The organism is Klebsiella grimontii, from assembly GCF_042137965.1.
GTDB lineage: Bacteria > Pseudomonadota > Gammaproteobacteria > Enterobacterales > Enterobacteriaceae > Klebsiella > Klebsiella grimontii.
The window spans coordinates 2,088,165-2,103,035 of sequence record NZ_CP169721.1; the positions used below are offsets into that span (position 1 = coordinate 2,088,165).

At 57.0% G+C, this 14,871-nt stretch carries 16 protein-coding genes; 6 read left to right on the forward strand and 10 right to left on the reverse strand.

The window, feature by feature from the left end; all coding sequences use genetic code 11:
• Positions 1-2 precede the first annotated feature (2 nt).
• On the reverse strand, positions 3-1,181 hold the full coding sequence (purT, locus tag ACE3MN_RS09940; RefSeq protein WP_004134812.1) for a formate-dependent phosphoribosylglycinamide formyltransferase: 1,179 nt from the start codon (positions 1,179-1,181) through the stop codon (positions 3-5).
• A 135-nt stretch (positions 1,182-1,316) separates the two neighbouring features.
• On the opposite strand from purT, the gene ACE3MN_RS09945 reads away from it, so the two are divergent.
• From ACE3MN_RS09945 to ptrB, 3 genes are all read left to right on the forward strand, one after another.
• Complete coding sequence (locus tag ACE3MN_RS09945) at positions 1,317-1,679, forward strand: YebG family protein (RefSeq protein ID WP_004134813.1); 363 nt, start codon at positions 1,317-1,319, stop codon at positions 1,677-1,679.
• Positions 1,680-1,823: 144 nt separating this feature from the next.
• Entirely contained in the window at positions 1,824-2,504 is a 681-nt protein-coding gene (locus ACE3MN_RS09950) for a tellurite resistance TerB family protein (RefSeq protein ID WP_024359871.1), read from the forward strand.
• Positions 2,505-2,637: 133 nt separating this feature from the next.
• Positions 2,638-4,698, forward strand: a complete 2,061-nt coding sequence (gene ptrB, locus ACE3MN_RS09955) for an oligopeptidase B (RefSeq protein ID WP_102649736.1) — start codon at positions 2,638-2,640, stop codon at positions 4,696-4,698.
• Between the two features lie 6 nt (positions 4,699-4,704).
• Here ptrB and exoX read toward each other — a convergent pair whose 3' ends face one another.
• Positions 4,705-5,364 carry an exodeoxyribonuclease X gene (gene exoX / locus ACE3MN_RS09960; RefSeq protein WP_004134816.1) on the reverse strand — a complete coding sequence of 220 codons (660 nt, stop codon included), beginning with the start codon at positions 5,362-5,364 and terminating at the stop codon, positions 4,705-4,707.
• 78 nt (positions 5,365-5,442) lie between these two features.
• A complete protein-coding gene (locus ACE3MN_RS09965; RefSeq protein ID WP_004103351.1) occupies positions 5,443-5,673 on the reverse strand; it encodes a DNA polymerase III subunit theta in 231 nt (76 codons plus the stop codon).
• Between the two features lie 135 nt (positions 5,674-5,808).
• Between ACE3MN_RS09965 and yobA the strand changes: the two genes are divergently transcribed.
• Genes yobA through ACE3MN_RS09980 form a run of 3 tightly spaced genes read left to right on the forward strand, consistent with a single transcriptional unit; the run spans position 5,809 to position 7,412 of the window.
• A complete protein-coding gene (gene yobA, locus ACE3MN_RS09970) occupies positions 5,809-6,183 on the forward strand; it encodes a CopC domain-containing protein YobA (protein ID WP_004134817.1) in 375 nt (124 codons plus the stop codon).
• 4 nt (positions 6,184-6,187) lie between these two features.
• Entirely contained in the window at positions 6,188-7,057 is an 870-nt protein-coding gene (gene copD / locus ACE3MN_RS09975) for a copper homeostasis membrane protein CopD (RefSeq protein ID WP_004134819.1), read from the forward strand.
• Between the two features lie 16 nt (positions 7,058-7,073).
• A complete protein-coding gene (locus ACE3MN_RS09980; protein ID WP_004103344.1) occupies positions 7,074-7,412 on the forward strand; it encodes a YebY family protein in 339 nt (112 codons plus the stop codon).
• Between the two features lie 384 nt (positions 7,413-7,796).
• Here ACE3MN_RS09980 and ACE3MN_RS09985 read toward each other — a convergent pair whose 3' ends face one another.
• From ACE3MN_RS09985 to ACE3MN_RS10015, 7 genes are all read right to left on the reverse strand, one after another.
• Positions 7,797-8,756, reverse strand: coding sequence for a spore coat protein U domain-containing protein (locus ACE3MN_RS09985; protein ID WP_049085573.1), 960 nt, complete (start codon positions 8,754-8,756; stop codon positions 7,797-7,799).
• Between the two features lie 14 nt (positions 8,757-8,770).
• The gene (locus ACE3MN_RS09990; protein ID WP_102649735.1) at positions 8,771-11,101 is read right to left on the reverse strand and encodes a fimbria/pilus outer membrane usher protein; all 2,331 of its coding nucleotides are present in this window, start codon (positions 11,099-11,101) and stop codon (positions 8,771-8,773) included.
• Between the two features lie 2 nt (positions 11,102-11,103).
• The gene (locus ACE3MN_RS09995) at positions 11,104-11,868 is read right to left on the reverse strand and encodes a molecular chaperone (protein WP_004134823.1); all 765 of its coding nucleotides are present in this window, start codon (positions 11,866-11,868) and stop codon (positions 11,104-11,106) included.
• Between the two features lie 18 nt (positions 11,869-11,886).
• A complete protein-coding gene (locus tag ACE3MN_RS10000; RefSeq protein ID WP_049099811.1) occupies positions 11,887-12,405 on the reverse strand; it encodes a spore coat U domain-containing protein in 519 nt (172 codons plus the stop codon).
• 22 nt (positions 12,406-12,427) lie between these two features.
• Positions 12,428-12,979 (reverse strand): spore coat U domain-containing protein, encoded by a 552-nt coding sequence (locus ACE3MN_RS10005; protein WP_004134826.1) that lies wholly within the window; start codon positions 12,977-12,979, stop codon positions 12,428-12,430.
• 577 nt (positions 12,980-13,556) lie between these two features.
• A complete protein-coding gene (locus ACE3MN_RS10010; protein WP_004134828.1) occupies positions 13,557-13,700 on the reverse strand; it encodes an Ecr family regulatory small membrane protein in 144 nt (47 codons plus the stop codon).
• 111 nt (positions 13,701-13,811) lie between these two features.
• Entirely contained in the window at positions 13,812-14,756 is a 945-nt protein-coding gene (locus tag ACE3MN_RS10015; RefSeq protein WP_064410975.1) for a VirK/YbjX family protein, read from the reverse strand.
• Between the last annotated feature and the right edge of the window lie 115 nt (positions 14,757-14,871).

Here is a 14,871-nt window from a genome sequence, read left to right on the forward strand (position 1 = left end):
TTTTATCCCGCAACAATGACTGCCGAAGCCGCCGCTTTGGCGCGCGTCACCGCTTCCTCAACGTTATCGGCGATCGCCAGCGTCACGCCCAGCCGACGCGAACCGTCGATTTCCGGTTTACCGAACAAACGTAACTGCAGCCCCGCGCCGACCGCGGCCTGAATATTGCTGAAGGTGACGTTCTGGCTGGTCAGCTGCGGCAGGATCACCGCAGAGGCCGCCGGGCCGTACTGGCGAATCGCGCCAATCGGCAGCCCGAGGAAGGCGCGAACGTGCAGGGCGAACTCCGATAAATCCTGCGAAATCAGCGTGACCATGCCGGTGTCGTGCGGGCGCGGCGAGACTTCGCTAAAAATCACCTCGTCGCCGCAGACGAACAGTTCGACGCCGAACAGGCCGTAGCCGCCCAGCGCCAGCACCACTTGACGGGCGATTTCCTGCGCGCGTTCCAGCGCCAGCGCGCTCATCTGCTGCGGCTGCCAGGATTCACGATAGTCGCCATCCTCCTGACGGTGACCGACCGGCGCGCAGAAGTGTACGCCGTCCGCGGCGCTGACGGTGAGAAGGGTAATCTCGAAATCAAAGTTCACCACGCCTTCAACGATAACGCGTCCGGCTCCGGCGCGGCCGCCCTGCTGCGCATACTGCCAGGCGTCAGCCAGCTGCTCGCTGGAACGAATAAAGCTCTGGCCTTTACCCGATGAGCTCATTACCGGCTTGACGATGCACGGCAGGCCAATCTCGGCGACGGCTTCGCGGAAGGCGGGTTCGCTGTCGGCAAAACGGTAGGCGGAGGTGGGCAGCTTCAGCTCTTCAGCGGCCAGGCGACGGATCCCTTCGCGATTCATGGTGAGCTTTGCCGCACGGGCGGTGGGGACGACTTTCTGCCCGGTCTGCTCCAGCGCGACCAGGGTGTCGGTGGCGATAGCCTCGATTTCCGGCACGATAAAGTCAGGCTTTTCCTGCTCAATTAGCGCCTGCAGCGCTTCGCCGTGCAGCATATTGATAACGTGCGAACGGTGTGCGACCTGCATGGCCGGGGCGTCAGGGTAACGATCGACGGCGATGGTCTCAATTCCCAGGCGCTGGCATTCGATGGCCACTTCTTTACCCAGTTCGCCGGAACCCAACAGCATTACCTTTGTTGCCGCAGGGCGCAGCGCCGTACCTAATACAGTCATAACTCTCTTCCGCAGTAAAAAAACATGCGCCGCATTATAAACGAAAACGTTTGCGCATGTCTTTATGCGCGTCATTTGAGTTCGGCGGGAAAATTTGATATACTGTATAAAAATACAGTATTGAGAGGCTGCATCATGGCGGTTGAAATTAAATATGTGGTGATTCGTGAAGGTGAGGAAAAAATGTCTTTTGCCAGCAAAAAAGAGGCCGATGCTTATGACAAAATGCTCGATCTGGCGGAAGTACTGAACGACTGGCTGGTTGAATGCCCGCTAACGCTTGACGAAGAGCAGCGCGATAGCATGGCGATGTGGCTGGCCGAACGCAAAGATACCCTCAACCATATTCTGCGCTCCGGTAAGCTGCCGGAAGCCGACGGCGCCGCCGAGGCGCCAGCCGATCGCGCAGAAGCAGCAGAAGAGGGCGACAAGACCGACGACGTCGTCGAATCTGAAGCCCCGGCGCCGGCGAAGCCGCGTAAAGCGAAAGCGGCCTGAGTTACGCTGCCGCCGCCAGCGCTTCTGGCGGCAGGCTCCCGCGCTTCCCGGCGCGACATTTGCTCATCTTTAGCTGCCGATAACGTTTCCTGACGTCGCGTCGTTTAGGCTGGTGGTATCGCTTATCGCGCAACGAGGAAATGTATGGCTAACTGGCTTAATCAACTACAGTCTCTGCTGGGTCAGCAGGGGCGGTCTTCTTCATCTGACGATCAACCAAGCGGCAATAATTTACTCCTGCCGGGCGCGCTCGGCGGGCTGGCAGGTCTGCTGGTTGCCAGTAAATCATCGCGCAAGCTGTTGGCCAAATACGGCACCGGCGCGCTGCTGGTGGGCGGCGGCGCGGTTGCGGGCAGCGTGTTGTGGAATAAATATCAGCAGAAGATGCGCGCCAGCGCGCAGCAGACATCGGCTGATGTCGCGCCCGCACAGGCGCCATCTCCTGCACCGGCCGAACTCGACGCCCGCAGCGAACGGCTGATTATGGCGCTGGTCTTCGCCGCCAAAAGCGATGGGCATATCGACGACCGCGAGCGGGCAAATATTGAAGAGCAGCTGCGCGCGGCAAACGTCGACGTCCAGGGCCGGGTGTTAATTGACCGGGCGCTGGCGCAGCCCCTTGACCCGCAGAGCCTGGCCCACGGCATCAGCAGCGAGCAAGAGGCGCTTGAAGTTTACTATATTAGCTGCGCGGTCATCGATATTGACCACTTTATGGAACGCAGCTACCTCAATGCCCTCGGTGAAGCGCTGAAGCTACCGCAGGACGTGCGCGAAGAGATCGAACGAGACATACAGGCGCAAAAACAGGCCATAACGGCTTAAATCCGTACGTTTCGCTTGCATCGCTGGCGACTTTTGCCACCCTTATATATTGTGTAGTCACGTTACCCTTCAGGCTGCTTTGAGGCAGCCTGAAAATTTTACTACCCAATACAAGCCGCAGAAGAATAAGCAGATGCCACCAAAAGCGAAACGGATCCCCCATGCCATGACCTTACATGGCGACACGCGAATCGATAATTACTACTGGCTACGCGACGACGATCGCTCGCAGCCGGAAGTGCTTAATTATCTGCGCCAGGAAAATGAGTACGGCAAAAAAGTGATGTCTTCGCAAAGTAGCCTGCAGGATAGGGTGCTTAAGGAGATTATCGACCGTATTCCACAGCGCGAAGTGTCGGCCCCCTACAGCAAAAATGGCTATCGCTACCGTCAGGTCTATGAACCGGGCTGCGAGTACGCGATTTATCAACGCCAGCCGGTAGTCAAAGAGGAGTGGGATGAATGGGACGTCCTGCTTGACGGCAACCAGCGTGCGGCCGGTAGCGAATTCTATACCCTCGGCGGATTAGGCGTTTCGCCCGACAATAGCCTGATGGCGGTGGCGGAAGACTATCTCTCCCGGCGGCAGTATAGCTTGCGCTTCTTTCCCTTAAACGACGACCGGCAATTTGCGGAAGTGCTGGAGAACGTGTCGCCTGATTTTGCCTGGAGTAATGATTCGCAGACCCTGTGGTACGTGCGTAAACATCCCACCACGCTGCTGCCGTATCAAGTCTGGCGCCACCGTCTGGGGACGCCGGCCAGTGCGGATGTTCTGGTGTATGAAGAGCAGGACGATACTTTTTACGTCAGCGTGCACAAGACGACTTCCCAGCAGTTTGTGGTGATTTATCTGGCCAGCGCGACCACCAGCGAAGTGCTGCTGCTCAATGCGGAAATGACCGACGCCGAGCCGGTCTGTTTTCTACCGCGGCGTAAAGATCATGAATATAGCCTCGATCACTATCAGCACGCTTTTTATCTGCGCTCCAATCGCGAAGGCAAGAACTTCGGTCTTTATCGCAGCACCCTGCGCGATGAGCAGCAGTGGGAGACCCTGATCGCGCCGCGTCACGAAGTGATGCTGGAAGGTTTTACCCTGTTTACCGATTGGCTGGTGGTGGAAGAGCGCCAGCGCGGGCTAACCAGCCTGCGTCAGATCAACCGTAAGACAAGAGAGTCCCAGGGCATTGCCTTTGACGATCCGGCCTATGTGACCTGGCTTGCCTATAACCCGGAGCCGGAAACCTCGCGCCTGCGCTACGGCTACTCCTCCATGACAACCCCGGATACGCTGTTCGAGCTGGATATGAATACCGGCGAGCGGCGGGTGCTGAAACAACAGGAAGTCAAAGGATTTGATGCCAGCCACTACCGCAGCGAGCACCTGTGGATCATCGCCCGCGACGGCGTTGAAGTCCCGGTCTCGTTGGTCTACCGTGATGAACATTTCCGCAAGGGCGCCAGTCCGCTGCTGGTGTACGGCTACGGCTCCTATGGCGCCAGCATGGACGCGGATTTCAGCGCCAGCCGCCTGAGCCTGCTCGACCGCGGCTTTGTGTTCGCTATCGCCCATATTCGCGGCGGCGGCGAGCTGGGCCAGCAGTGGTACGAAGACGGCAAGTTTTTGTGCAAGAAAAATACCTTCAACGATTATCTCGACGTCTGCGATGCGCTGCTGGCGCAGGGCTACGGCGATCCGCGGTTTTGCTACGGCATGGGCGGCAGCGCCGGCGGTATGCTGATGGGCGTGGCGGTAAACCAGCGGCCGGAGCTTTTCCACGGCGTGGTGGCCCAGGTTCCCTTTGTGGATGTTCTTACGACGATGCTCGATGAGTCGATCCCGCTGACCACCGGCGAGTTTGAAGAGTGGGGGAATCCCCAGGATGAAGACTACTATCGCTATATGAAAAGCTACAGCCCGTACGACGGCGTTCAGGCACAGACGTATCCGCATCTGCTGGTCACCACGGGCCTGCATGATTCGCAGGTACAATACTGGGAGCCGGCAAAATGGGTGGCGAAACTGCGCGCGCTGAAAACCGACGATAACCTGCTGCTGTTGTGTACCGATATGGATTCCGGCCACGGCGGTAAATCCGGCCGTTTTAAAAGCTATGAGGGCGTGGCGCTGGAGTTCGCGTTTCTGATTGGCCTGGCGCAGGGGACGCTGCCGGGCCAGGCGGAGGTATAGCGCCGATTACTCCCCGAGATAGTGCTTCAGCGTCAGGCGCAGCTCGGGGCTCATGCGATCCAGGTTATTGAACAGCCAGCGCAAATAGCCAGGATCGTTTTCCGCCACTTCCGAGACTGGCTTACCGCGATATTTGCCGAAGGTAAAGGTGGAGAGCAGCGCCGGGCGGCCGGTAATGGTCGCCATCTCTTCAGGCGTCCAGCCGGAGGTGTTGATGATATCGAGCAGCAGGGCGGCGGTGATATAGCAATCATAAAGCGCCCGGTGATGATGCAGTCCCGGTGGCGTCGCGACGCTGAGCTTGCGCGATTTATACAGCCCCATATTGCTGTACTTGATGCCTGGCCACAGGCGGCGCGCCAGCTTCATCGTGCAGATCCACTCGCCCTGCATTTCCGGCAACACCCGGCGATCAAAGCTGGCGTTATGGGCGACATACCACGGGCTGCCCATATACAGCGGCACAATCTCCTCGATCCACGGCTTATCGGCGACCATCTCTTCGGTGATACGGTGAATCGCCATCGCCTGCGGGCTGATAGGACGATCGGGACGAACCAGGTGGCTCATGGGATTGGTAATTTGTCCGTCGATGATATCTACCGAGGCGATTTCAACAATGCCTCCCTGCAATCCGCAGGTTTCTGTATCGATTACGCGCAGCATGGCTCGCTCCAGGCCAAAGAAACCAGCGTAATGCAATGCGCAGGTCTTGCCAACTCGGATGTCCGCAGAGGACGGGAATTATTTCTGTTTCGGTTCATAGGGCAGGCGAGAGAGCGAAACGGAGGCCAGCCGATGGGCAATCAGACGCTCGCGAAACCAGCCGCGCAGATGTTCGGGCTGCTCTCTTTCGACAAGATCGGCGACCACCGGCATATTGTAGCGCTCTTTAAAGGCGACCCCCGCCGCAGCGAGATCGACGTTCACTTTGTCCATCTCCTCCTGGGATAATTTAGCCAGGTTCTTTTCCATCGGTTTCTCCTCTGATAATGCCGCAAAAAGTACTAAGCACGCGGCAAAAAGGCAAGTCTCAGACGCTTAGCTCGACTGCGCCATTATACAGGGTTATTCTCTGTGCTACATACATAACAAAAAGGAATGACAACTATGCCAATCATCGCCGGACGCGCCCTGCGTCTGTCTCTGTTTCTCGCCGGTTGCCTGACCTCCGCAGGCGCATTTGCCCACGCCCATTTGCAACAACCGCTGCCAGCCGCCGGTAGTGAGGTGGACGCGTCACCGCAGGCGCTGACCCTGAGCTTCTCCGAAGGCATCGAAACGCAGTTTAGCGGCGTCACCCTCACCGGGCCGCAGCAGAAAGCGATCCCCCTCGGCAAACCCGTCCGCAGCGACAACAATAAGGCCCAGCTCACGGTACCCGTCGAGCAGGCGTTGACGCCGGGCGCATATACCGTTGACTGGCACGTGGTCTCCGTAGATGGCCATAAGACGAAAGGACAATACACCTTTACCGTGAAGTAAGCCGATGCTCAGTGCCGTCTATGTCAGCCTGCGCTTTATCCATTTCATCACGCTGATGGTCGCTTTCGGCTGCCTGCTTTACGGCGCGTGGTGGGCGCCAGCGGCCTTGCGCCGTCTGATGATGCAGCGCTTTTATCCGCTAATGCGCCATTTACTGTTGGCTAGCGCGCTGTCGGCGCTGCTGATGCTGATGGCGCAGGGCGGCCTGATGGGTAACGGCTGGCCTGATGTCTGGCAGCCGGCCATCTGGCAGGCGGTGGCCGGGACGCAGTTTGGCGGCGTGTGGGTATGGCAAATTTTACTCGCCTTTGTGGCGTTGGCGGTGGTCTGGCTGAAGCCCCGACGCCCGGGACGTTTACTGCTGGTGCTGTTTTGCGCCCAGTTGCTGCTGCTGGCGGGCGTCGGACATGCCGCGATGAACGATGGCTGGCTGGGGATAGTGCAGCGGACCAATCATGCGCTGCATCTGTTTTGCGTGGCCAGCTGGTTTGGCGGTCTGCTGCCGTTTATCTACTGCCTTCGCCTGGCGCACGGCCGCTGGCGGCAGGCCGCCATATGCACCATGATGCGGTTTTCGCGCTACGGGCATCTGGCGGTTGCCGGCGCCATCGCCAGCGGCGCGGTAAATGCGCTGCTGATCCAGGGCGGGTTGATTAGCGCCTCGCCCTGGGGGCGTATGCTGTTGTTCAAATGTGCGCTGGTGGCGGCAATGGTGGCAATTGCGCTGGTGAACCGGTATGTTCTGGTGCCACGCATGTCGGCAGGCGGAACGCGAGCGGAGCAGCTCATCGTGCGCACCACGCAGATAGAGATTGCGCTGGGGGCGCTGGCGCTGTTTGCCGTCAGCCTGTTTGCCACCTGGGAACCTTTCTGAATAAACTGGTTAAATCATGAAAAAAATCGTTCTGACAATGTTGTTATTGGCAAGTTCTGGCGCTGCGCTGGCGGCGCCGCAGGTGATTACCGTCAGCCGCTTTGAGGTGGGTAAGGAGAGCTGGGCGTTTAACCGTGAAGAGGTGATGCTGACCTGCCGTCCGGGCAATGCGCTGTTCGCCATCAATCCCAGCACGCTGGTGCAGTACCCGCTAAACGACATCGCCGAGCAGCAGATGAAAGACGGTAAAACTAACGCGCAGCCGATTTCCGTGATCCAGATTGACGATCCGCAGCAGCCGGGACAAAAAATGAGCCTGGCGCCCTTTATTGAGCGCGCGCAGAAGCTCTGCTGATCGCTGCCTGCATCCCGCTGTATTTACATGAAAAAAACCGCCATCCCCCGATATCGGGCGTGGCGGTTTTTTGTTGGCATCAGCAATTTTGATACGAATTATTCGTCCACTTTTGTCACGGACTGGAAAACCTGACACGGTAAACTATTCTTATAAGGCAAGGCGACTTAGCCTGCATTAATGCCAACTTTTAGCGCACGGCTCTCTCCCAAGAGCCATTTCCCTGGACCGAATACAGGAATCGTGTTCGGTCTCTTTTTATCTATTTTTCACAAATCGCAGATTCCCTTGCAAAACCCCACTCGCTTTTTTCGGGGCTTTTTTCTTATACCACAACAATAATTTCCTAAACATTTCTTTTACAAAAAATCGTCTGCTAACGTTTTAGTAGCTAACGGTCACCAGTACGGTATCGGTATAGGTTCCGGCAGGCTGGTTACTCTGGGTCGGGTTTATCTTTAGGATATAGTTTGCGGGCTGCGCGGCGCCGGAGCCGGTCACGCTGAGATTGTTATTTTCCGTCCATGCGCTGCCGTTGGGCTGGTAAAACTGATACTGCAGCCAGGCGGTAGCCTGGTTCGCGATAGGCTGGCTCATCTGCCGCCAGTCGCCGACGCTGGCGTTGGTGCTGGCGAGGTTGACGGTATAGGCCGCGTTTTTCGTGCAGCGGATGGCAAGCTGGCCGCTGTAGTTGCTAAAACCGGACGGAAGGGCGGCAGAGGCAAATTCTACGTCCGGCGCGCTGTCGATATAGCAAACATTGGTCACCTTCACCGACACATTGACCGTTGAGGTCAGGGTGCCGTTATTCGGAATACATATCTTAATGCCCAGTAGGTCGAGCCCGACGTAGCAGAACCGGTACACCCAGGTGATGGTTAACACATCGCTATAGGTACCGGCGGGGACGTTGGCTCCCGGGGTGGTTCTGAAGTAGAGCGGCATGGTGCCGTCGCTTGAGTTAAATAAACCCAGCAGTTCGAGCAGCGTTGTTCTGGACCAGCTAATAACGCCGCCGTCCTGATAGGCCGGCGAGCACGAAGCGTCAGAACAGACGCTGTAAGGGATGGCGTCGCCCGCGCCATTAAGCAACCGCGGAACGCCGTTGCTCTTGTTGGCCGACGACAGGGTGGCGCTTAATGTGTTGGTTGAGTTCAGCGCCACCAGTTCCGGGGTACAGTAAAACCCTGCGCCAGCCATCACGCCCTGAGGCGCGCTGTTGAGGGCAAAGGAATCCACCGGTCCGATAACCGGCGCGCTGGTTTTGATGCTGCAAGCGGCCAGCGCGTTGCTCGTTAGCCCAAGGAGAAAGAGCAGCGCGCAGATCGGGAGGATACTTTTCAACTTGATCTCCACTGTTATGGATGACAGCTAACCGGACCTATCCGTTGCGGAACCGGCGTTGTTTCCGGGAGCGCAAAGCGCACGCGGCATGGAAACGCCCCGGCGTTGACTATGACTTCATTGTCGCGCGTGAGATGCGAGAACCAGGCGACGCCGTCGTAGCCCACCAGACCGCGCTGTTTGCTGTTCACTTCCTCGACGGGCGTACCGACCGGCAGCGGCTGCCCCTGAGCATCGACGAAGACAATGGTTGCCGAACGCACGCGGTTAACCGGGAATTCAACCAGCGCGCCGCTGCCTTCACGCACGGCGATGCGCTTCTCCACCGTCAGCGCTTCGGTGTTCGTTGGCAATGGCAGCGTATCGAGGGTGATTTTTCCCGGATACCACGCCGTCGCCCATGGGATCAGCAAATGGCCGTTTTTATCCGTCACGCCGACTTTGCGGTTTTCATAGTTCACCGCAATATTCGGGTAGTTACCGGTGGAGACAACGATAAACGCGTCGTTAATCTGCCGGGCGAAGAACAGACTGTTATCCATCAGCACCACCGATCCCGTGGCTTCAAACCAGCTGTGACGATCGTTGCGCGAGCCGTAGTAGCCTCCGCTCAACGTTGACACGCGATTGATCCAGGTGAGATCCGCCTGGCTATAATTATCGCCGCCCACCGAATGGGCGAGGTTCCAGCCAAGCCCGCCTTCTGCCGGAGCGGAGCGGTTGAGGCTGATATTTTCGCCCCATTGACCGGAGCTGGCGCGCTGGCCGCTTAACTGCATAGAGCTTTGCGAATCGAAAGGGATGATTATCTGCAGCATGCTGGAGTAGCTACCTTCCTGCAGATCGCGGTTTACGCTCAGGTTGAGGCTGCTGCTTAGCCACAGGCTACGGCTCCAGGAGAGGTTCAGCAGGCGGGTGCGCGAACGATCCTCGGCCTGGATATCAAAGTAGCCAATGCTAAAAGAACCGAGGGCGCTTCCCCACGGGCTCAGGCTCAGCGTGGCCTGGTCTGACTGGCGGCTGAGCGTGGCGCTAGAGCCATAGGTGCTGAGGTTGTCGTAGCTGGCGCTGCGGCGGATATGCTGATAGTTCACTCCCCAGCTGTTGCCGTAGTAGGAGTAACCCGAGGTGAACTGGTTTCCGTCTCCTTCGCCGCGGCTGGCGCTGCCCGACAGGCTGAGGGTACCCAGATTTCCTACCCCAATATCGCCGCCTAGCCCGGCATTGGTTAATCCCTGACGGTCTTCGGTATGCGCCGAGAGCGTAAGCCAGTGGGTTAATCCATAGCGATAAATCGCGCTCACCGCGCCGGCGCCATAATCGGCATTCTTGATGCCGTAGTTGTTGCGCAGGGCGCCAAGGGTGAAATCAAAATCGCTCAGGCCTTCCCGCAGGAGGGTATTGGAGACATAAAAAGGAACGCTGGTGGAGACCTGACGGCCAAGGGCGTCGGTGGTCACTACCGTCGCTTCGCCGGCGCCGCTGATCCACGGCACGTTGGTCAGCGTATAGGGGCCGCCATTAACCTGCGACGAGCTGGTTTTATAACCGTTAATAAACAGGTCGACGCTTGAAGGGACCGCCGCGCTGCCGGATAAGTTAAGCAGCGGATATGTCACCAGATCCGGGCGAACGCTGAAGTTGCGGCTTATGCGTAGCCCCCCCATGCGCACGGAACTGCTCCAGGTCAGGGCGTTACTGACCACGTCGCCGGCCTGGTAGCTTATCATCTGCTCGCTATCGCTGTATTTCCACAGGGTGTCGTAGCGCATATAGCCCTGCTGTTGATAGCCCGTTGCAGACCAGTTTTGCCGGATCGCGGCGTTATTGGAAAGGACGCCCGGCGGACCAAAAAGACGCGTTTCGGTGAAGGTGCTGGTGGTTTGCGTGCCGCCGGATGAAAAGAGGCTGTAAGCGTCGTAGTTAAATAAAATCCCCGGACTGCCGATCGCGGCCTGGTATTGTTGTCCCATGGTCTCCCCGATGCGCTGTTCGGGGAGCCACTGGTCCGGAACCTGAAGCTTAAGCACTTGCCCCGGCTGGTCGTATTCCACCTTAACCGAGGGGAGCGTCGTGACATCCACCAGCGCATCGTGGGTTTGCAGAGGAATATGCGCTTGCCTTAGAACGCTGGCCGCGACCCAGTAGTGACCAGCGTTGACCTTTACCGGAACGGCGTTGGCAAGGATATTGCCGTTGACCGATAAGCTGAGGTACAGCTCATACTCCTGCTTTTCGCCGTAGGATGCCGCGGGGGCGGGCAGTGAATCATAGGTCGCGGCGCAGGCCGTCACCGACGCCATCGCCAGCAGGCCTCCGGACGCCGTCCTTTTCAGGTCTCTCATTTTCAACGATTCGCCGGAATTTCCACCGCCTGACCGTTATCCGTTAATTTCGCGAACAGATGCATGCCTGATGGCACGGAAGACTTTCCGCCGCTCGGGAAACAGGCCTTTTTCTGCGCCAGAACGTAGCCGAGAAGGCCATTAGCCTGGGAAATTTGGCCTTTGCCGCTCGCGTTCGCCCAGTAAACCGTACTGAGCCTGGCGTGTTGACTGCCTCTATTCTCGATGCACAGCGTCTGGCGGTTATTTTGCTGCGCGAGCGACCAACGCAGCGTCGTCCTTACCGATTCGACTGAACCCGCGTTCTTTAGCGGCGCGAGGCCTTGCCCATAGGTAAACAGCGGCAGGACATAGCGCATGCGCATTTTCAGCCCTGCAGAGTTCTGTTCCGTCTGGGCTACCGGCTGCGCGGCTGGGATCTCATCGATAACAATGCGGTAGGACTGCTCTTTGCCGTTGGCGATGGGGGCGACGCGCATGAGCCGCACCAGCTGGCGCTGCCCCGGCGCTACCGTGGTAAAAGGGGGGCTGGCGACAACATCGCGCTGGTCGGCGTAGACGTCCGCTGACGCTTTTTGATCCCAGGCAAAAACGCGCAGCTGCAAATTAACCGGCGAACTGCCGCGATTCTCCAGCCACAGTTCAGAACCTTTCTCATGGCTTTCGATAGTTTGAAAGATCGGCCATACCAGGACGGAGCTTGCGGCCAGAACCGATGAGGGAAGAGATAAAGCGAATATAAACGGCGCAAATCTACAGCGAATCATAGTTAACCTGTGAATTATCTAATAGGTCAGCGTGACGGTGACCGTGTCGGTATAGGAGCCCACCGCCGGGAAGCCATTCGTGGCAAAAAGGCGGCCATAAACCGTGTAGGTTTGCGTGGTGCTCGGAAATGATGCGACGCTCAAGGCTTGCGTACTGTTGCCCCAAACGTTAGCGCGGTTGGCGTCCTGATAAAGCTGATACGCCAGGGTGTTGTTGTTGCCGTTCGACATGTAGCGCTGGCTGGCTGAGCCGCCGTTGACGCCATAGTCGAGGGCGATTGAAATAGCGGTGCCGGGCGTGCAGGTGACGATGATTGAGCCTGCGCCAGAGGTACTGGCGACATCAACGTTGCTGTATAGCGATGACAGGGTGCCAAAACTCAGGGTGCCGAAATCTGTTGTTTGGGAGCCGTCTCCGGCGCCAAGCGCGCAGCCTGCGGCGATCTGCGCGGAGACTTTAAACGTCTTCTGGACAACGGCGGCATGGGTGCCTGAGGTAAAAAGCAGAATTAATGTAAGCCACTCGGGTCGAAGCATGACGCCCATTTTCCTTATGCGATTACCAGGTTAACGTCGCGGTGACGATGTCGTCATACACATCGGCCGTCGGCGCATTGACGCTCTGGTCTTCGGGGCGGATGCGGGCAAAAACAGGAATAGCCTGAGGATTGCCGGTGCCAACGATAGGTATCGTGCCGCCGGGCAAAATTTCATTACTGCGGGCGGCATCTGAATAGAGCCGATAGGCAATCTGCTGGGTACCGCCGGCGTTTTTCATATAGCGCAGCGCTGCATCGCCAAACTGGCCGCCGTCAAGCGTCAGGGTCGAGTCGAGGTCCTCGGTGCAGGTCACGGTTAGCGCGCTTCCGCCGCCGCTGCCGGTGACTTCCGCATCAATGGAGTTGGCGAGATCGCCATAGGCGCCGAAATTAATGTTGCCCCAGCGGTTATTCTCGCCATTGCGGACGTTCGATACGCTGCATCCGCTGCCGAGCGTCACCTGGACGCCAATCTGGCCGCTTAAGGTTCCCGCTGCGAAAGCCGGTTGACTAATAACGATGGCGCTCAGTAAGCCGCCCAGCACAGTGCGCGAGATGGTTTTGACGTTCATAGAGAACCTCTTAGTGGAAAGCCGCTGAAGAAAAACAACAATATAGTGATAGACGTTGGTCACCGGGTAACTGCCGCGGTTTTGTTGGTTAACGTATAACTACTCCTGCGGAATATGTGTAATTTTGTATTAATTGCTGATAATGTGTTTTTTATTAGTTTGTTATGCTGTGTTATTATTATTTGTATGGAATTAAATGCTTTATGTTAATTAATTGTTGGTGTTATGTTTTTTATTTGTGTTTTCAAGGGGGCGTAAAAATAAGGTGATTTTTTTTAAATCACAATCTGGCGCAAACTTTGCAACAAAAAATCTGGACAAAAAGCCGGGCGTAGACACTGGGCGCCGTTCAGTGAGGGAGAGGAGAAAACACCTGCACGAAATCAGGCCCATAGTGCAGGTGAAATGTACGGGCCAACATCGGAAGAGACCCAGTATACACATTTGTATGACAAATGAAATAATAGACAAGAAACGGCGTTAACTTTTTTAGCGGTTATTTTTCTGAGCGCTTGACGGGTTATTGCCGGATGAAAGGAAGACCGTAACTTACGGGATAAAAATAATCGGTAAGAATTTATTCCGGCGCGACGAAGGAGGGATACAGCCATGTTTCCAGAAAGCTCACCAGGAACCATATTTGCCCGCTAAAAATAAACCACAAAGCAGCGGCCAAAATAATCAGCAGGATAGCCAGCAGGAGTATTTCAGTTTTGCTCATAACTTCACTAGCCGTCCGTAAGGAATACAACGAAGTTATGATAGTAACTAAAGCGCCGTAGAAGATGCAAACGCCGTCGTGCTAAACGGCGTTGATGAAACGGCTGGAGATCTAATCCATGAGTATCGCCATCTGAGCGGCCATATCATCCAGCAGTTGAAAGCGGCGACGATATTCAGCGCGCTTCTTGCTGGCGATGCTCTCAAGCGTCTTTCTTTCCAGCTGCAGCGGTAAGCGCCAGCGCCAGTCGCCGTCGGCGACGCCATCGATAGATTGCCAGAACTCATCGTAGCTGGCGTGAAAATGACGCCCTTTACTCAGCCGATAGCGCAGCGCGCGGAAGACGTGACCGTTATCGCTGACCCCGTAAATATGATGAACGTGGCAGCGCGCCGCCATCAACCAGATAAACTCCAGCAGCAGGCGTTTTGGGAACAGGCCGTAACAGGCGCGCGTCGCCCGCTTAATTACGTCATGCGGGATATTGCTGCGCGGCCCCTGCAGACCGCCGATGGTCAGCTGCCATTGCTCCTGCTGGCGGGTGACGCTAAAGGTCGCGCTGGCCAGCACGGTCTCATCGCTATCGCGCAGCCATAGCGTCGTCTCGCCCTCGCGTTCGGCTTTACCCGCCGAAGAGGCGGAGAGCGTAAACCGGCTGTCGTCTTTGCCCGTTAGCTCAAGCAGCGGCGTCTCTTTCGCGGCGGTCATGGCGCCCGCAAGGCGCGAGCCTCCCAGGGAATCGACGAACTGGTAGTGGCTGATAATGGCCTGCGCGCGCTGGCTGGCGTTTAATCCGCGGGTCAAATACTGGCGATGAACTTTGCCCGGCAGCGTCACCTGAGCGGCCAGCAGCTGATTGAAGTCCGCACGCGCCGCCAGGCTCTCCAGCATGCTGCGCGTTGGCGCATAAAATAATACCGTGCGCAGCAAAAACTTAAGCCGGTAATGGCGTTGTTGCCAGATGGGGGCAGGGGTTAGCCGACCCATCACCAGATCGGCAATAAGATTTGGGCGTCGTTCAACTACGCTGGCTGAATGCAGGCTGTTATCCGTCACGATGAATACCTCGGAGTTATTTAGCCTCTATTCTATGGATATATCTCGGGGAGCTTAATGCCTCGCCGGACTATATTTGCCTTTCGTTTAAAGTCGATTGAGGTGCCAATATTAC